The sequence below is a fragment of the Actinoplanes sp. NBRC 103695 genome (assembly GCF_030269485.1).
GTDB lineage: Bacteria > Actinomycetota > Actinomycetes > Mycobacteriales > Micromonosporaceae > Actinoplanes.
The window spans coordinates 396,416-414,214 of record NZ_BSTL01000004.1; the positions used below are offsets into that span (position 1 = coordinate 396,416).

The 17,799-nt window shown below is 72.4% G+C and carries 13 protein-coding genes; 10 read left to right on the forward strand and 3 right to left on the reverse strand.

Annotated features, from left to right (window positions below; translation table 11 throughout):
• Nucleotides 1–15: 15 nt before the first annotated feature.
• From QSK31_RS08600 to QSK31_RS08635, 8 genes are all read left to right on the forward strand, one after another.
• Nucleotides 16–1,260 (forward strand): hypothetical protein, encoded by a 1,245-nt coding sequence (locus QSK31_RS08600; RefSeq protein ID WP_285682596.1) that lies wholly within the window; start codon nucleotides 16–18, stop codon nucleotides 1,258–1,260.
• A 129-nt stretch (nucleotides 1,261–1,389) separates the two neighbouring features.
• Nucleotides 1,390–1,671: a hypothetical protein gene (locus QSK31_RS08605; RefSeq protein WP_285682597.1), complete on the forward strand. Its 282-nt coding sequence runs from the start codon at nucleotides 1,390–1,392 to the stop codon at nucleotides 1,669–1,671.
• 201 nt (nucleotides 1,672–1,872) lie between these two features.
• A complete protein-coding gene (locus tag QSK31_RS08610) occupies nucleotides 1,873–2,727 on the forward strand; it encodes a S1C family serine protease (protein WP_285682599.1) in 855 nt (284 codons plus the stop codon).
• 13 nt (nucleotides 2,728–2,740) lie between these two features.
• Nucleotides 2,741–3,721, forward strand: coding sequence for an AAA family ATPase (locus QSK31_RS08615; RefSeq protein ID WP_285682696.1), 981 nt, complete (start codon nucleotides 2,741–2,743; stop codon nucleotides 3,719–3,721).
• A gap of 91 nt (nucleotides 3,722–3,812) precedes the next feature.
• Nucleotides 3,813–4,700 carry a DUF58 domain-containing protein gene (locus QSK31_RS08620; protein ID WP_285682600.1) on the forward strand — a complete coding sequence of 296 codons (888 nt, stop codon included), beginning with the start codon at nucleotides 3,813–3,815 and terminating at the stop codon, nucleotides 4,698–4,700.
• Nucleotides 4,697–5,650, forward strand: a complete 954-nt coding sequence (locus tag QSK31_RS08625) for a VWA domain-containing protein (RefSeq protein ID WP_285682601.1) — start codon at nucleotides 4,697–4,699, stop codon at nucleotides 5,648–5,650. The genes QSK31_RS08620 and QSK31_RS08625 overlap by 4 nt, the downstream gene beginning before the upstream one ends.
• Nucleotides 5,650–6,756, forward strand: coding sequence for a VWA domain-containing protein (locus QSK31_RS08630; RefSeq protein ID WP_285682602.1), 1,107 nt, complete (start codon nucleotides 5,650–5,652; stop codon nucleotides 6,754–6,756). Before QSK31_RS08625 ends, QSK31_RS08630 begins: the two co-directional genes overlap by 1 nt.
• A 4-nt stretch (nucleotides 6,757–6,760) precedes the next feature.
• Nucleotides 6,761–7,507, forward strand: coding sequence for a hypothetical protein (locus tag QSK31_RS08635; RefSeq protein WP_285682605.1), 747 nt, complete (start codon nucleotides 6,761–6,763; stop codon nucleotides 7,505–7,507).
• Nucleotides 7,508–7,532: 25 nt separating this feature from the next.
• Here QSK31_RS08635 and QSK31_RS08640 read toward each other — a convergent pair whose 3' ends face one another.
• From QSK31_RS08640 to QSK31_RS08650, 3 genes are all read right to left on the reverse strand, one after another.
• Nucleotides 7,533–10,433 (reverse strand): M36 family metallopeptidase, encoded by a 2,901-nt coding sequence (locus tag QSK31_RS08640; protein ID WP_285682607.1) that lies wholly within the window; start codon nucleotides 10,431–10,433, stop codon nucleotides 7,533–7,535.
• 48 nt (nucleotides 10,434–10,481) lie between these two features.
• Nucleotides 10,482–11,660 (reverse strand): serine hydrolase domain-containing protein, encoded by a 1,179-nt coding sequence (locus QSK31_RS08645; protein ID WP_285682609.1) that lies wholly within the window; start codon nucleotides 11,658–11,660, stop codon nucleotides 10,482–10,484.
• An 82-nt stretch (nucleotides 11,661–11,742) separates the two neighbouring features.
• Nucleotides 11,743–13,092: a COG1470 family protein gene (locus QSK31_RS08650; RefSeq protein WP_285682611.1), complete on the reverse strand. Its 1,350-nt coding sequence runs from the start codon at nucleotides 13,090–13,092 to the stop codon at nucleotides 11,743–11,745.
• 175 nt (nucleotides 13,093–13,267) lie between these two features.
• Between QSK31_RS08650 and QSK31_RS08655 the strand changes: the two genes are divergently transcribed.
• Both QSK31_RS08655 and QSK31_RS08660 read left to right on the forward strand, forming a co-directional pair.
• Nucleotides 13,268–13,897, forward strand: a complete 630-nt coding sequence (locus tag QSK31_RS08655; protein WP_285682613.1) for a response regulator transcription factor — start codon at nucleotides 13,268–13,270, stop codon at nucleotides 13,895–13,897.
• A gap of 155 nt (nucleotides 13,898–14,052) precedes the next feature.
• Nucleotides 14,053–17,799: a VWA domain-containing protein gene (locus QSK31_RS08660; protein WP_285682614.1), complete on the forward strand. Its 3,747-nt coding sequence runs from the start codon at nucleotides 14,053–14,055 to the stop codon at nucleotides 17,797–17,799.

The following is a 17,799-nucleotide window of genomic DNA, read 5'->3' on the forward strand; positions in this document are numbered from 1 at the left end:
GTAAGCTCCCGCGATGTGAAGATGATTCTCGCCGCGGTCCTGGCGTTGACCGGTCCGGGCACACCCGCCGCGGCCGCTGATCCGGGTGTCGGCTCGCTCGCCGGCGCGTCCGTGACCATCGACGCGACCGACGCCGCCGGCGGCGAGCCGGTCACCGGCTTCTGCGCGACCGCGAAGCCGTCCGGGGCCGGCGCGTGCACGGAGGGCAGCACGCTCACCTTGCGCGACGTGCCCGCGGGTGAGGCGACGATCAGTGTCCAGCCGGTGCGGACCAGCGACTACCTGCCGTCGGCACCGGTCACGCTGACCCTCGCCGACGGCGCCGCGGTGGCGGTCACCACGCCGCTGACGCTCGGCGGGCGGCTGTCCGCCCTCGTGCTCGACCGGGCGACCGGCGCCGGGGTGCGGCTGGCCTGCCTGGTGCTGATCGAGCCGGCGAGCGGCGGTCTGCCCTCGGAGGGCCGCGGCGAGTACGGCGAGTACGAGGAGTGCACGAACAACAACGGCAAGCTGACCACGTACGCCCGCCCGGCCGGCACCTACCAGCTGTTCGTCTTCGGGCCGGAGCGGCTGTTCCTGCCCGAGGACCAGTACGGCCACCAGTGGGTCGGCGCCGAGGGCGGCACCGGCGACCAGCGGCGGGCGGTCAAGCTGAAGATCAGGCCGGGAAGGACGACCCAGGCGCCGACCGTGCTGATGGACAAGCCGGGCACGATCGTCGGCCAGGTCACCGATGCGTCCGGCGAGCATGCCGGGTCCGCGATCACGTTCAACGCCTGGCCGATCTTCAGCCGCTCTTGGAACGGCGCCGCCTACCCCGGTGACGGGACCTACAGCTTCACCCACCTCGGCCCGTACGAGTGGCCGATCATGGCGCGGCCGACCGAGGGGCCGGACGGCGCGAAGTTCCCCCGGCAGTGGTCCGGCGGCACCGGCAACCGCTACCAGGCCGAGACGGTCGCCGTGCGGTCGGGCGAGACGTCCCGGCTGGACCTCACGCTGCAGCCGTTCGCGGCGATCGCCGGCACGATCACCGCGCCCGAGGGCGGGACGCTGATCGCGGCCAACGCGAGCACCGGCGACGAGCTGGGCTACGTCCGCTTCACCGGGTCCGGCCCCTACCGCCTGCCGCTGGTCGGCGGCCAGCGGGTCACGCTCCGGTGGGTCCTGAACTCCGGCCGTGGCGGGGTGTGGGCGGACGGCGAGCAGGTCCCGGTGCCGAAGGGCGGCACGCGGGCCCTCGACCTGACGGTCGGCTAGATCCTGGCTCGAGCTCGAGGCCCTGACCGCCTCCTTCAGGAAATGAATTTCCCGATTCGACACATATGTGGCGAAAAGCCGCATTAGCGTGAGGTTCGACAGCACGAACGCCTCACGAGGGGAAACATCATGAAGGCCCTGAAGTCCGCGCTGGCCGTCGCCGGCGTCACCGCCGCAGCCCTGTTCGCGTTCACCGCGCCCGCCTACGCCGGCGGTCACGGCGGCGGCCACGACGGTGGCTACTCCAACGGTCACGGTCACGACGGCGACGACGACGGTTTCAGCCAGGACAGCGACGACAACTACGGCTTCCTGAACGGTACCCAGGTCGGCATCCCGATCGACCTCGACCTGGACATCAGCTGCAACGCGATCGCCATCCTCGGTGCCGCCTCCTCGCACTGCGACTGACGTCCGGCGCCCGTCGAAAGGCCTCGCACCCTGCCCGGGTGCGGGGCCGCACCCGTTCTCGACTCCGGGTGAGCGGGTGATGGTAGAAGCGTCAACTTTCCTGAGGAAAGCCTGACAACCTGACAGAACCCGGGCAGGCTCTGGGTCAACTTCGAGGAAACGCTCCTACAGTCGTTGTATGCGAGCTTCGGCGGACGCGTCGTGATCACCGACCTGGGTGTCGTCGGTGAGCCGGCGCCGCCCGCCGGTGAGCCGCCGTCCGAGCGCCGCCCGCGCCCCTGGGAACGCCCCGAGATCCGCCGCCGGGTCCTGATCGGCGTGATCGTGGTGTGGGCCGTGGCGATCACCGCGGTCGTCCTCTTCCGCGGCGACGGCGCCGGCGAGCAGGCCGCCCGGCCGGCGCCGGCGCCCTCACCGTCCGCCTCCGACGCGCCGCTCGGCCCGCCCGAGGTCTACCAGACCCTGCTGCCCTCGGTGGTCCGGATCGAGGCCGAGGGGGAGGGCCGGGCGAACGACCAGTCCGCGGTCGGCACCGGCGTCATCGTCAACGCCGACGGGACCATCCTCACCGCCCGGCACGTGGTGGCCGGCGCCGACGCGATCACCGTGCTGTACGCCGACGGCGGCAGATCCGCGGCGGCCATCGCCGGCGAGGACCCGAAACAGGACATCGCCACGCTGACGCCGAAGACGCTGCCGGAGACCGTGGTCCCGGCCGCGCTCGGTGGCGGCGTACGGGTCGGCGACGACGTGGTGGCGATCGGCAATCCGCTCGGCCTGACCGCCAGCACCACCGACGGTGTGGTCTCCGGCCTGGAGCGGTCGGCCCGCGGCGAGGGCGGCTCGATGAGCGGGCTGATCCAGTTCGACGCGGCGGTCAATCCGGGCAGCTCCGGCGGTCCGCTGATCAACGACCGGGCGCAGGTGGTCGGCATCGTCGTGTCGCTGGCGAACCCCACCGACGCGGGCACCTTCATCGGCATCGGATTCGCCGTGCCCATCGGCGCGGCGCTCGGCGGGGGAGGGGACGGAGACGGGCGTGGACCACCTCTATAGCAAGGACGAGCGGATGACATCGCAGGAGTCGGCAGGCCCGGTCGAGAGGGTGCTCTACGAGGTCAAGAAGACCATCGTCGGGCAGGACGTCCTCCTCGAACGGCTGCTCGTGGCGCTGCTGTCCCGCGGCCACATCCTGGTCGAGGGCGTGCCGGGGCTGGCCAAGACGCTGGCCGTGAAGTCGCTGGCGAGCGCGATCGGCGGCGACTTCCACCGGGTGCAGTTCACCCCCGACCTGGTGCCCGCCGACATCCTCGGCACCCGGGTCTTCCACCAGCCGACCGGCGAGTTCCAGGTGTCGCTCGGCCCGGTCTTCACCAACCTGCTGCTCGCCGACGAGATCAACCGCGCGCCGGCCAAGGTGCAGAGCGCGCTGCTCGAGGTGATGCAGGAACGCCAGGTCACCATCGGCCGGGAGACGCACAAGGTGCCGAACCCGTTCCTGGTCATGGCCACCGAGAACCCGATCGAGTCGGAGGGCACCTATCCGCTGCCCGAGGCGCAGGTCGACCGCTTCATGATGAAGGTGCTGGTCGGCTATCCGAGCGTGACCGAGGAGTTCGTGGTGGTCGAGCGGTCGCTGGCGCCCGCCGCGACGATCCAGCGGATCATCGACCCGGAGACCTTGGCGGGGCTCCAGCTTCAGGCCGATCAGGTGTACGTCGACCCGTCGCTGATCGAGTACGCGGTCAACCTCGCCCACGCCAGCCGCGAGCCGGCGCGCGTCGGCCTGACCGACCTGGGCCGCTACCTCCAGTACGGCGCCAGCCCGCGCTCGTCGATCAACCTGGTCCTGGCCGGCCGGGCGCTGGCGTTCCTGCGCGGCCGCGAGTATGTGGTGCCCGAGGACCTCTCCGACCTGGCGCTGGACGTGATGCGCCACCGCCTGGTCCTGTCCTACGAGGCCCTCTCCGACGACGTCACGCCGGACGACATCCTGGCCAAGATCCTGTCCGCCACACCGGTGCCTGAGCCCGCCGGGCGGGGCCGATAGTCATGGCTGAGCTGTCTTTGTCATGCCCTTCTGGCCCTCGCCTCCGGCGCCGTCCGCAGCCGCCGGCCTCTGCCGCTCGGTGCAGGCGGTCATGACGAACGCACCGGACCGGTTGCTCAGGAAGCTCGAGTGGAAACTCGGGCGGCGCCTCGACGGGCGCCTCCAGGGCGCCTACCGGACGGTGTGGCACGGCACCGGCATCGACTTCACCGACCTGCGGATCTACACCCTCGAGGACGACGTCCGGCACATCGACTGGAACGTCACCGCCCGCCTCGACGAGCCGTTCGTCCGGCAGTACACCGAGGACCGCGAGCTCACCGCGTGGCTGGTCGTGGACCGGTCCGCCTCGATGCGCGCGGGCGGCGACAAGGGCAAGGAGCCGGTCGCCACGGAACTGGCCGTGAGCCTGGCCCGGCTCGTCGCGCAGGGCGGCAACCGGGTCGGGGCGGTGCTCTTCGACAACCACTCGCACCAGGTCATCCCGCCCCGCACCGGCCGGGACCAGATCCTGCGCATCGCGCGCGAGCTGCTGCGTACCCCCGCGAAGTCTGCCTTTGGGAAAACCACCGACCTCGGTGCGATGCTGCGGCTGGCCGCCGCCACCACCTCGCGCCGCCGCAGCCTGGTCTTCGTGTTGTCGGACTTCCTCGCCGAGCCGGGCTGGGAGCGGCCGATGACCATGCTCACCCACCGGCACGAGGTGGTCGTGGTGCGGCTGGTCGACCCGGCCGAGCTTGACCTGCCCGACCTGGGCGTGATCCTCGTGGAGGACGCGGAGACCGGCGAGCAGCTGCTGGTCGACACGAGCGATCCGCTGCTGCGCGGGCGGCTGTCGGCGCAGGTGGAGGCACGCGAGGGCGAACTCGGCGAGGCGATGCGGCGGGCCGGCGTCGACCCGCACCGGATCACCACCGATCAGGACCTGCTGTCCGCGCTGGTCGGCATGGTGCGGCACTCCGGGCGGAGACGGCGATGAGGTTCCTCTACCCGCTGCTGCTCGCCGCCGCCCTGGTCGTCACGGTGGGCGCGGTGGCCGGTTATGTCGCGCTGCAGCGGCGCCGGGCGGCCGCGTTGTCCGCGGCCGGGTTCGGCTCGCTCTCCGGGGGCCGGTTGCGCCGTCACCTTCCGTACGCGTTGCTGCTCGCCGCCCTGCCGGTGTTGTTCGTCGGCCTGGCCCGCCCGGAGGCCGAGCTGAAGGTGCCCCGGGTCGCCGGGACCGTGATGCTGGCCTTCGACGCCTCGAACAGCATGAAGGCGAACGACGTGACGCCGACCCGGCTCGCGGCCGCGCAGCAGGCGGCGACCCGCTTCGTCGAGGCGCAGCCGGAGAGCGTGGACGTCGGCGTGCTGGCCTTCGGCGACCAGGCGCTGGTCACCCAGCAGCCGACCGACGACCACGCCGCCGCGATCGCCGCCATCGGCCGGGTCAGCACCGGCGGCGGCACGTCGCTGGGACAGGCGATCCTGGTGGCGCTGGGCACGATCACCGGCAGGCCGGTCGCCGCCGACGCGGCCGCCGGATCACTGGGCTACTGGCCGTCGGCGACGATCGTGATGTTCTCCGACGGCCAGCAGACCGGGGGCCCCGACGTGGAGGCCGCCGCCGAGCTGGCCGCGGCCGCCGGGGTCCGGGTGCAGACCGTCGGCATCGGCACCGACCGGGGTACGACCGTCGAGGTGGACGGCTACCAGCTCGGCACCGCCCTGGACGCCACGGTGCTGACCGCGGTCGCGCAGACCACCGGCGGCGCCTACCACGCCGCCGGTGACGTGGCCGCGCTGGCGAGCGCCGCCGACGCCATCGACCTGCGCCTCACCACCAAGAAGGAGCCGGTCGAGCTGACCGCGTTCGTCGCCGGGGCCGCCCTGCTCCTGCTGATGGCCGGTGCGCTGCTCGGGCTCCGCTGGCACTCCAGGATCCTCTGATGTCCTTCGACTGGCCGTGGGCCCTGCTGGCGGTCCTGGTCGTGCCGCTGATCTTCCTGGCCCGATGGTGGTTCAACCGCCGCCGCAAACGCACCGCGATCACCGTCTCGAGCGTCGCCCTGATCCGCGCCGCGCTGCCCGGCCGCAGCTCGTGGAGGCGCCGCGTCCCGGTCGCCCTCTTCCTGGCCGGCCTGGTCGCGCTGGCCGGGGCCCTGGCCCGCCCGCAGGCGACGGTCGCGGTGCCCTCCAACGACACCTCGATCCTGCTCGCCATCGACGTGTCGTCGTCGATGTGCAGCACGGACGTGCAGCCCAACCGCATCACCGCGGCGAGCAAGGCGGCCCACGACTTCGTCGAGAACGCCGACGACGACACCCGGATCGGGCTGGTCACCTTCTCCGGCATCTCCGGGCTGATGGTGCCGCCGACCACCGACAAGGACAAGCTGCTCGAGGCCATCGACACCCTCAAGACCGCCAGGGGCACGGCCATCGGCCAGGCCATCCTCTCCTCGATCGACGCGATCGCCGAGTCGAACCCGCAGGTCGCGCGCACCGGGGTGGACCTCGGGGAGCCGGACCCGAACCAGAACCAGGCGGCGTTCCAGCCGGACACCATCGTGGTGCTCACCGACGGCTCCAACACCACCGGCGTCGACCCGGTCACCGCGGCCGAGCAGGCGGCCGCCCGCCGGCTGCGGGTCTTCACGATCGGGTTCGGCACCACCGAGCCGTCGCCGATGGTCTGCACGGCCGACCAGATCGGGCCGGGCGCGCAGTTCGGCCGGCCGGGTGGCGGCGCGTTCGGCGGCGGCTTCCGCGGCGGCCGTCGTGCGCTGGAGATCGACGAGGACGCGCTGACCAAGGTCGCCGACCTGACCGGCGGCCGCTACTTCCGGGCGCAGGACGCCGGCCAGCTCACCGACGTGCTGGGCGACCTGCCGCAGGAGATCGGCCTGCACCGGAAGGAGACCGAGATCAGCGTCTTCTTCATCCTGGCCGCGGTCCTGCTGGTCTTCACCGGCATCGGCCTGTCGCTGTGGTGGAACCGGGCGCCCGCCCGCCGCTCCAGGCCACCGTCGCCTGGTCAGGCTGCTCTACCTTGATCGTGTGGTCACGGTAGCGACGCTGATCTTCTGTCTCGGTGCCCTCCTGGTCGGCGGTGCGGGCATCTTCGCACTGATCAACCTCGGTGATCGGCGCGCTGTGCGCACCCTGAGCCGTGTCCGGCCGTCGCCGATCGGTGCGCGGGCCCTCTCGTCCGGCGGCCGGGTGGCCGTCGAGGGCGTCACCGAGTGTGGTCCGGGCGGGCTGCTGGCCGGGCCGGTGTCCGGTGAGGAGTGCGTCTGGTTCCGCATCCGGCTGGTGCGGGAGCCCAGCCGGGCCGACGACGGCGGCCACGATCTGCTGATGGACACCATGTCGCCGGGCCGGCCCACGGTGGCCGACGCGACCGGGCGGATGGCGATCGACCCGCGCCTGATCAACCGTCCGGATCTCGCCGGCTCGGCGGCCGTTGCCGAGACCGTGCTGATCCATCGCCGATCCGCGCCGCGGTCGCTTGCTCCGGTCGTACCCCAGGATTTGATCGACGATCTCGGCAGGAGTGAGACGCTCCGCCTGACCGAGACGCGCCTGCCTCGCGGCCTCGAGGTCTTCGCCCTCGGCCGGCTGACCCCGGACGGCCTCGCGCCGAACCGCGCCGGTCTCAGCGTCTTCGGCACCTCCCGGCATGCGGACGTGCTCGCCGCCCGGCGCGAGGACATCGCGCTGGGCGGCAAGCTCGTCGTCGGCTCGGCGGTGCTCGGCCTGGTCCTCGCGGGCGCCTCGGCCGCCGTCCTCTCCCTGCTGGAGTGACCTGACGTCCCGGAGGGGCGCCCTCTCAGGCGTAGGCCTCGAACTCGGCGAGCGTGATCGTGCCGCGCTGGGCGCCGACGGTCGCGCAGTCGGTGGCCGCCCGCGGATCGTTGTCCTGCTCCCCGGCGTAGAACGGCGCGCCCGTGCACTGGCTGGTCAGCGTGCGCAGCCGCAGGTGGGTCGCCGTCGTCGCGGGGATGTCGAACGACTTCAGCGTCAGCTGCGGCGCCTTCGGCCGGAACTGCACCGCCGGAAACGCGTCCGCCGGACTCGTCCAGACCACCTGGAATCCGGCGTCGGTGGCACAGTTCGCACCGGCCGTCGCGTCGCAGGCCAGCACCTCGAACGACCGCACCGCCGTGAACGTCGCGCCGACCGCGCTCACCTGCACGCGAGAGACGCTGTGTGCCCCGGTCCCGGGCAGGTCGACGGTGGCGACCCGGCCCGCCGCGCCGCCGGTAGCCGTCCAGATCGTCCGCTCGTTGTCGTCGCCGAGCAGTTGCGGGCTGCTGCCGTGCGGCGACGTGATGGTGGCGCCCGCGGTGGTGGAGGCCAGGTTCGTGCCGAGCGCCGGCTCGAGGACGACGTCACCGTCGACGTCCTGGGAGAACCGGGCGTGGCCCAGACCCCGGCCCGCCGCCGTGAAGTGGTAGGAACCCGGCGCCATGCTGAAGGTGTCCGGCAAGGGCGTGGCCGGATCGGTGTCCGCGACCGCGACCGCGCCGTACTCGTAGTCGCCGACGTACAGCTGAGCCGGCCGGTCCGTCGCCGGCCGGAACGTCACCCGGGCGTTCCCGCCGATCGGATCGCGGAAGCTCGGCGTCGGATCGAGGTCGTTCGGCCCGCTGACCGCGTCCGCGCCGAGACCCCGCGCGGCGAACACCCGCCACAGCAGGTCCTCGTTCGCGCCGCCGAAACGCAGCCGGTCCGCGGCGATCAGGTTGTCGCGCATGTCCACCATGCTCGGCTCGCCGGTCGCCTGCAGCAGGAACGAGTCCAGGACGAGCTGCACCCAGCGGCGGTTGCCCGGGCACTGTCCGACCGGCGTACGCCCGGCCGCGCAACTCTCCTGCAGCTCACGGTCGCCGGCGCCGTACCGGTCGATCATCGCCCGGCGGATCGCGAAGTTGGTGGCGCTCCAGATCTCGCCGACCGGGTGCGGGTTGGTGGACGGGTCGTAGCCGATGTCGGAGAAGTTCAGCGGGCTGTCGCTCATGTCGTAGTTGCGGACGCCGCTGACCGGCTCGTCGCTCAGGTAGCCGCCGATCACGTACGGCGAATCGCCCGGCGGGGTGTAGCCGTGCTCGAACAGGAACTCGGTGGCGATCAGATCGGACCAGCTCTCGCCCATCGCGTTGCCCTGGCTGGAGTTCAGGCGGGTGTCCGGGCCGGCGATCATGCGGTTCGAGATCGTGTGCGCGTACTCGTGGGCGATGAACGTCATGTCGAACGACGAGTCCACACACGGCGCGTAGACGGCGCCCGCGGCCGGCTGGAACAGGAACAGGTTGGTGACCGGTTGCATGCCGTCCGGCGGGGACGTCTGGTTGGCGTTGTTGCGGGTGGTCGGAGTGGCCGCGCCCTGCTGGGCGTTGCCGCGCTCGGGGTCGCCGCCGAGGCCGCCCGGCGCGGAGTTGACGCGCTGCAGGTTCCACGTGGCCTCGGTGAAGCCCAGGTGGTAGGCCCAGTCGTGCAGGCTGTTGTGCATCGCGAACAGGTTCGCGGTGGCCGCGTCCGCGTCGATGCGCTGCGGTGAGTTCAGCGTCGCGGGGTCGCACTTCGACTGTGCCCACTGGTCGGTGAACGGGTAGTCGTACTCCCGCTGCGGGCTCTCCGGCGCCCACACCTCCGGGGTGCCGTTGCCCCACGCCCGTACGGTCTCGGCGGAGTTGCCACGACTGGTGAGCGTGGGCTCGCCGGTGGCCGGGTCGATGTCCCAGTGCCGGCCGGTGGCCGGGTCCTGGACGACGCGGGCGCAACCCTCCGTGGCGACGGTGCACCAGAGTTCCGGCCGTGCCGGTGAACCCGCCGGGAAGACCTTCCAGTGCGGGTCGTCCTCGGCCTCCGCGAAATCGACCAGGTTCTCCCGGACCAGGATCCGGCCGTCGATCGCGTCCACATAGGTGGTGTATCCCAGGGGACGCCCGGTGTCGGACGACATGACGACCACCTGGTACGCGGCCCGTGGCGCCGAGGCCGGCATCGGCATGGCCACCAGGCGCACGCGGTGGCCGGTCAGCCGGTCGCGGGCGATCCCGGCATCCGCCAGCGCGACCTCGAGCGCCCGGTCCCCGGTCAGCCGGGCGGGTGCCGGCTCCTCGGTGCGGGGACTGAGCGAGGACGTCACCCGCAGCACGTCACCATTGCGTACCGCGACCGCGACGAGGCCGTCGTGCCCGGCCGGCAGCGACCCGAACCGCTGCCGGAGCAGGACGACGGTGCCGTCGCCGACCGGCGTCTCGGCGATCGTCTCCAGCGTCCCGGCCGGCTTCGTCTCCGGCGTCCCGGCCGGCTTGGTCTCCAGCGTCCCGGCCGGTTTGGTCTCCGGCGCGCCGGCGGGCTTGGTCTCCTGTTCCCCGGCGCCGGGGAACAGGGCCGCGTTCGCGCTCAGGTACTGCCGGGCGGCGCGATCCGGATCTCGGGACAGCCCGGTGGCGAGCGGGCCGTCCGGCCGGGACACCGACGCCGCCGTGCCCAGCGCGTTCCACCGCACGGCCGCCGGCCCACGGACCCGCCGCCCCACCGGGCCGACGGCCCGCGGCCGGTTGTCCACATACGCGTAGGCATCGTCGGCTGCCGCCGCCGCGGGCCCGGGCGGTGGCGCCGCGGTCCCGGGCGGTGGCGCCGCGGTCCCGGGAGACGCCCCGCCCAGGACCATCGCCGCCGCCATTGCCCCTGCTCCGAACGCTCGGGTTCGTCTGCGCATGCGCCCTCCACCCTCAACGAGAAACTTGAAGGTAGAAATATACATGCGTCAATGCGAAGGGCTGCAGAGCACCTCGTCGAGGAGCTCGAACGAGCGGGCGTCCATGCCGCCGCTCGCCTGCGGGTCGGTCAGGCCGGTGGTGCGGTAGAGCACCGCGACCTTGTGGCCGTCCGCGGTGATGCCGTTGACCATGCTGGTGCCCGGCACGTCGCCCGGGTGCCCCCAGTAACCGCCGCACGCCGTCGGGACGTGGAAGATGCCCAGGCCGTAGCGGAGGCCGGGGAACTCGTCCTGGAAGGTCTCGGCGAGGACGGTCCGGCGCATCGCCGCCTGCTCCCGCGGCCGCAGCAGCTCGCCGCGCTGCAACGCCTGCCAGAACGTCGCGATGTCGGCCGTGGTGCTGACCATGCCGCCCGCCGGGCCCGCCGCGCTGCCGTTGAGCGCGGTCGTGTCGACCAGCGGCCCGCCCGGAGCGAACTGCTGGTAGGTCCGCGCGGACGGGCGCGGGATGCCCGGACGGTCCCCCGGATAGGACGTCGCGCGCATCCCCAGCGGCCTCAGGATCCGGGCGCGGACCTGGTCGTCCCAGGTTTGCCCGGTGACCCGCTCGATGATCATGCCGGCCAGGACGTAGTTGGTGTTCGAGTACGACCAGTGCGTGCCCGGCGCGAACAGCGGCGCGTGCCGCGTCGCGATCGCCACCAGCTCCCCGGGCTCGTAGTGGTGGAACCGGCCCGCCAGGAACCCCTCCGCCGACGCCAGCTGAGGCAGGTCCTCCGTGTAGTTGTAGATGCCGCTGGTGTGCTGGAGCAGTTGGCGCACGGTCACCCCGCGCCCGGCGTTCCCGTTGCCACGCAGCACGCCGGGCAGCAGCCGGTCCACCTTGTCGTCCAGCGAGAGCCGGCCCTCGCCGACGAGTTGCAGCACGACCACGGCGGCGAACGTCTTGGTGTCGCTGCCGATCCGGAAGTGCCCGTCGCGCGGCATCGCCTCGCCGGTGCGCCGGTCGGCCACGCCACCGGCGACCACGGTGTCCCGCCGCCCGTCGCGTACCTGTCCCTGAACGCCCACCGCGCCGAGCGCCCGCAGATCGTTCACCGCGTCGCGCAGCGCGTCCCGATCATGTCCCGGCGACGTGCCCGCCCACGCGGCGGCGGGCGCGGTCACCGCGAGGCCCGCCGCGACCGTTGCCGCGACGCCCCGTACCACCCATCGATTCCTCAGCATGCGTCTCACCGTAGGGAGAGACGAGGTCTCGATTAATCCTGTGAACCACCCGGTCGAGGTGGGGCTACCACCACCATCGGTGTCAGTTCGTGGCCGCGGCCTCGGTCGTGGCGGCGCCGGAGCGGGTCCGGTTGGTGCCCGTCGCGAACATCAGGACCCGGCACGAACCGGCCGTCGTCCCGACGATCGGGGTGCCCGGCTTCTGGCAGACGGTTCGCAGGGACAGTTTCTTGCCCGCCGGAACCTCGATCGGGGAGACGAAGTGGTAGTCGAGGTCGCGGAAGTTGGCCAGCGACAGGGTCAGGATCGGCTTGCCGTTGACCAGCACGTCGACCCGTCCCTCGTCGCCCTGCGGGTTCTGCAGCACCAGGTCGGTGATGACCAGGGTGCTGCGGGCGCCGACCTCCTGCGAGTCGGTCTTCGCGCTCGAGCTGGGGGCCTGGTTGGTGGCCAGGTTGATGGTCGTCGGCAAGGTCTTCGTGTTGACCTCCTCGCCGGCGCCCGGCTTGGGCTTCGGGACGCCGTTGCCGGCGCCGCCGTTCGCCACCGTCTGCTCGGCGGTGTCCGCCTTCTTGCCCGCGTCGTCCGCCTTCTGACCCGCGGTGTCGGCCTTGGCCGCGACCTCCTTGAGCGGCTGCTGCACCGCCTCCTCGGCCGCCGACTGCACGGCCGGGCGCAGCAGCAGGAACCACGCGCCGGCGGCGAGCAGGGCCAGGGCGAGCAGCCCGATGGCCAGGTTGCGCAGGCCGGCCGGGATGAGGGCGGTCTGCACCGCGCCCGCGTCCAGCAGGATCGGCGGCTCGGGCGGCAGCGGCGGCTCGATCAGCGCGTGCGCCGCCACCTCCACCTGGAACGGATGGGTGGCCGGGGTGCCCTGCCACAGCCAGCGCCGGTGCTTGACCTGCACCTTGACGAACTCGGTCGAGCCCGGCGCCACGGTCACCCGGGCCGGCCTGCTGCGCAGGCGGAGCTGGTCGTCCGGGTCGATGCCGGTGACCGTGGCCACGATCGGCACGTTGCCCCGGTTGTCGACGGCCACCTCGTGCTTGGCGGCCCGGCGCGCGGACGAGGTGCGCGGGGTGATCTCCGTGGTGGTCTCGGTGAAACCGCCCACCGTGAGGATGCCCTCGGGGGCAACCGCGTCCTCGGCGCGCTCGGTCGGCAGCACGCGGACGGCGAACGGGATCTCGCCGGGACGTGCCCGCGAGGACCGGGGTGGCTGAAATCTGACAGTCACGTTCTGCTCGGTGCCGGGGTAGACGCTCAGCTCAGGAGGGTCCAGGACCACCGTCCACTGTGCGACCTCACCGACCACCTCGAAGCGGTACGCCTCCACCACATCGGAGTTGTTGCGTACCGTCAATTGGCAGGTCAGCTCGTCGCCCGGCATGATTTCGAGCGGGATCTGCTCCAGCACGGCATACGTGGTCATGCGGCCGACCGTAGAGGGTTTCCGCCGTGAGGGGACCGGACGCTCGGCTACCCCATCGGGCAAAACGTGAGGGCCGTTGAGTCCACGTTGAGTGGACGATGAATCCCCCCGGGCAAACTCTGCCTCGCGGTTTTACCCGAACATCGCGGGGCTTAAACACAGCGGGGAGATAAAAGTGGCTACCACCAGAATTCCGGTCTACCTCTACGCCGACGACCCGATCTCCCACGCTGGGATCGCCGGTCAGCTGCGGCCGCGGCCCGAGGTGCGGGTCGTCGCCGCCGACGAGCTCGCCGAGGCGGAGGTGGCCATCGTGGTCACCGACGCGGTGACCGACGAGACCGTCCGGATGCTGCGCAGCCTGCGCGCCGAGGGGCTGCAGAACCTGGTGGTGGTGGCCACCCAGCTCAACGACGCCGACCTGCTGGCCGTGGTCGAGATCGGGGTCGCCGGGCTGGTACGCCGTTCCGAGGCTACCGCGGATCGGCTCGTCGCGGTCGTGACGAGCGCCGCCTCCGGCGACGGCGCGGTGCCGCCGGACCTGCTCGGCCGCCTGCTCACCCAGGTCAGCCGGGTGCAGCGCCAGGTGCTGGCGCCGCGCGGGCTCACCTTCACCGGCCTGGCGGAGCGCGAGATCCTGGTCCTGCGCCTGGTCGCGGACGGCTTCGACACCGCCGAGATCGCCGGCAAGCTGTCCTACTCGCAGCGGACCGTCAAGAACGTGCTGCACGACATCACCAGCCGGCTGCACCTGCGCAACCGGGCGCACGCGGTCGCCTACGCCCTGCGGCACGGGCTGATCTGAAGCAGCGCCTTCTCAACCGAAGTGCACAAGATCGCGATCATGATCTCGCTTCGCGCGGTCATGACGCCGGCTGCCCGGCGGGGCAGCGGTGGCTGCCCTAAGGGCTGTCCTGTCCGCTGCTGCCACCGGCGGGCGGTTACGACACGGTGAGCACTATGGACGCTCGGGCTGAGGACGGGGGCGCGGCGGTGACTGCTGCCCGGACGCCGTGGGGACGGCGTCGCGTCGCCCTGTTGACGGTTCCGCTGCTGGCGCTCGGATCGCTGGGCGTCTGGGCGGCGAACGGCGAACCCGCCCAGGCCGCGCCGGACGTCCCGGTGCCCTACCGGGTCGGTTACGCCAGCGCCGACCAGCCGGTGCTCTCGGCGGTGACGCCCGGCGGCCCCAACGGCGGCGTCGCCCTGCCCAGCCCCGACACGACCACCCCGGCCGAGGAGCCCGGCTCCCGGGCCGGCGGGCTGGTCTTCGTCACCCGGCGCGACGGGCACCGCGACGGCGACCTGCGCTACCGGGCGCCGGGCTCGCGCGAGTCGGTGTCCGTGCTCGCCGACGACTTCGACGACCGCGCCCCGCAGCTCTCGCCGGACGGGCGGACCATCGCGTTCGAGTCCGACCGGGACGGCCAGCCGGACATCTGGACCATCGGCGTCAACGGCCGGGGCCTGACCCGGATCACCGACCACCCGGGCGACGACACCACCCCGTCCTGGTCGCCGACCGGCGACCGGATCGCGTTCAGCAGCACCCGCGACGACACGGCCGGCGACATCTACACGATCCGGCTCGCCGGCAAGGCGCTCACCCGGCTCGCCGCCTCGCCCGCCGCCGACACCCAGCCGGCCTGGTCGCCGCTCGGCGTCATCGCGTTCACCACCTCGCGCTTCGCCACCAGCTCCCAGCCCGGCGCCGTGGTCGCCACGGTCCCCGACGCCGGCGGTGACGTCCGCCGGATCGCCACCGGCGACGAGCCCGCCTGGTCCCCGGACGGGCAGCAGCTCGCGCTGACCACGCGCGGCACGGACCCGTCCGGCGACATCGCCGTGGTGACCGTACGCACCCTGGGCTCGACCGTGGTGGCCCGCAAGCCGGGTCGCGCCGAGACGCACGCCACCTGGAACGGCGTCGCGGTGGTCTACTCCGACGTCGTCGCCGCCGAGGACGACAGCGCCGACATCTGGACGGCGAACGCCGCCGGCCTGGACCGGCAGGACCACACCCAGCGGCCGGACGCGGGGGAGACCGCACCGGCGTACTCGGTGGACGGCACCCGGCTGGCGTACTCCGAGGAGCGCGAGCGGAACGGCGACGGCGAGGAGCCGCCCAGCTCGCGGATCGTGGTGGCCGACGCCGAGGGCGGCGACCCGCAGCCGCTGACCGGCTTCGTCGACGGCCGGGTGGACGACGACCCGGCCTGGTCGCCGGACGGCACGATGATCGCCTTCGGGCGGACCCTGCCGAACGGGCGCCGGACGGTGATCGTCGTCCGGGTCGACAACGACGGCGAGGTGATCGGCACGATCCCGGTGCCGCGCGTGCTGACCGCGGAGGACAGCAAGCCGGCCTGGTCGCCGGACGGCACCCGGATCGCCTTCGTCCGCCGGGCGGAGCGGAAGCCGCCGCTGATGGTCATCCCCGGGCCGACCGACCGGCGGGTCAACCCCGGTGGCTCGTCCACGATCGACCAGCTCGTCAAGACTCCGGCCATCCTGCCGACGCCGGACATCGTCCTGCTGGTGGACACCACCCTCAGCATGGACGGGCCGATCGCGAACGTCCGGGAGAACCTGAAGACCGTGGTCTCGCAGGTCAAGGAGGCACAGCCCAAGGCGCAGTTCGCGGTGGCCAGCTTCCGGGACGGGGGCAACAAGAACACCGTCTTCCGGATCCACCAGCCGCTCACCGCCGACGTCGACGAGGTCCAGGACGGGGTGGATCAGCTCAAGACCGACGCGGACGACAACGGCGGCGACAACCCCGAGGACTGGGGTTTCGCGTTGAACCAGCTGGCATTGAATCGGCGCTCCTCGGACGGGAAGCTGGTCGGCTGGCGGGACAACAGCAACCGGGTCGTCGTGCTGATCGGTGACGCGCCCACGCACAACCCGGCCAAGACCTCGGACAAGGTCACGCTCGAGACCGCGATCGCCAACCTCAGGACGGCGAGCACGCGAGTGGTCGCCGTCGACGTCGGCGCGCTGGACTCGGCCATCCCGCCGCAGGAGGGCTGCCAGGGGCTCTGCACCAAGCAGGCCACCGAGGTGACCAAGCAGACGCAGGGCCAGCTCATCAAGGAGGCCGACGACGACAAGGTGTCGGCCGCGATCCTGGCCGGGCTGCGCAACCTGGTCATCACGGTCACGCCGACGGTCGGGCCGGACTGTGACGAGGGACTGACCGTCACGTTCAAGCCGGCCACGCCGACGAAGGTGCGCAGCGGCGACGACGTGCATTACCAGCAGACCGTCACGGTCGGCGAGGGGCTCGAGCCGGGCACGGTGCTGCACTGCGACGTCTCGTACCCGATCTCGCCCAACCCGGACGGCAACCAGGACGCCTACCAGGCGCCGGTGACCGTGACCGTGAACGACCCGGCGCTGCCGCTGGTCACCGTCGACGACGTGACGGTGCCCGCGGCCGACGAGTTCGGGACGGTCGTGCGGTACACCGCGACGGCGGTGGCCGCCGACGGCACCCCGCTCACCCCGACCTGCACGCCGCCGTCCGGTTCCGCCTTCCCGATCGGGCAGGCCACGGTGACCTGCACGGCCGAGGACATCGACGGGTCGGTCGGGCAGGACACCGCGCTGATCGCGGTGATCGACCAGAAGGCCGACGACAAGGCCCGGATCTACATGGCCACGGTGACGGCCGCCCTGGGCGCGCCGCTCGGCGTCATCGACCAGATCGACATCAGCGTGCACGCCGCGGCCGACTGCCCGGCCGCCGTCGAGGACGACGCGCCCGCGTTCGCCCCGGACGGCAACTCGGTAATCTTCGCCGCGAACGGCCGGCTCTGCGTCACCGACCCCGGCGGGCTGCTGCCCCGGCAGTTCACCAGCTCCGACGACCCACGGGCGGAGGACCCGGCCTTCTCGCCGGACGGTGCTCTGATCGCGTACACGTCGGTGGCGGGTAGTGAGCCGGAGCGCCGCACCCTGCGCACCCTGCCCGCGGCTGGCGGCAATGCCGCCGTGTTCATCGACACGCCGGGGGAGGCGTTCGAGGTGGCGTTCCGCCCGCTGGCGGCCGGGCTGACGCTCACCCTGACCGCGACACCGGCGCAGGCCGTGCAGGGCGACGATCCGATCCGGCTGACGATGGTCGCGACCAACACGACCTCGGCGACGGCGAGCCGGGTCTGGGTGTCCACGGTGATCCCGACCAAGCAGCCGCGGTTCGCGTCGATCGGCACGCTGGCCCCGGGCGCCTCGGAGACGGTCGACGTGGACGTCGACACCCTGACGCCGCTGTCCGGCACGGTGCAGGCGTTCGTGACCGGCGTCTTCCCGGGCGGTCTGCCCGCGGTCGCGACGGCCCAGGTGGCGATCACCATCCTGCCGGCGCCGATCGAGCCCGAGCCGGTGAAGCCGCGGGACGCCACGCCGGTGCTGGTCGTCCAGCCGGCGGTCGGCCCGCCCGGCATCGTCACCGTCGCGACCGGACGCGGCTTCGTGCCGCGCAGCGAGGTGACGCTGGTCTGGGACAACGGCATCAAGGTGCCGCAGAAGGTGCGGGCGGACGCGAGCGGCCGGATCCGCGCGCAGGTGCTGATCTTCCACCGGGACACGCTCGGGCCGCGCAGACTCGTCGCGACCGGCGTGGGCTTCAAGACGGTGGTCGCGGCGGAGTTCCTGGTGGTACCCGGGTCGCAGGACCCGGCCGACTTCGCCGTGCGGAGGTGA

Excerpts from the sequence above, each read along its gene's own strand:
- QSK31_RS08630 (WP_285682602.1), top strand. The coding sequence starts at position 5,650 with ATGTCCTTCGACTGGCCGTGGGCCCTGCTGGCGGTCCTGGTCGTGCCG.
- QSK31_RS08625 (WP_285682601.1), top strand. The coding sequence starts at position 4,697 with ATGAGGTTCCTCTACCCGCTGCTGCTCGCCGCCGCCCTGGTCGTCACG.
- QSK31_RS08620 (WP_285682600.1), top strand. The coding sequence starts at position 3,813 with ATGACGAACGCACCGGACCGGTTGCTCAGGAAGCTCGAGTGGAAACTC.
- QSK31_RS08660 (WP_285682614.1), top strand. The coding sequence starts at position 14,053 with ATGGACGCTCGGGCTGAGGACGGGGGCGCGGCGGTGACTGCTGCCCGG.
- QSK31_RS08605 (WP_285682597.1), top strand. The coding sequence starts at position 1,390 with ATGAAGGCCCTGAAGTCCGCGCTGGCCGTCGCCGGCGTCACCGCCGCA.
- QSK31_RS08640 (WP_285682607.1), bottom strand. The coding sequence starts at position 10,433 with ATGCGCAGACGAACCCGAGCGTTCGGAGCAGGGGCAATGGCGGCGGCG.
- QSK31_RS08650 (WP_285682611.1), bottom strand. The coding sequence starts at position 13,092 with ATGACCACGTATGCCGTGCTGGAGCAGATCCCGCTCGAAATCATGCCG.
- QSK31_RS08615 (WP_285682696.1), top strand. The coding sequence starts at position 2,741 with ATGACATCGCAGGAGTCGGCAGGCCCGGTCGAGAGGGTGCTCTACGAG.
- QSK31_RS08645 (WP_285682609.1), bottom strand. The coding sequence starts at position 11,660 with ATGCTGAGGAATCGATGGGTGGTACGGGGCGTCGCGGCAACGGTCGCG.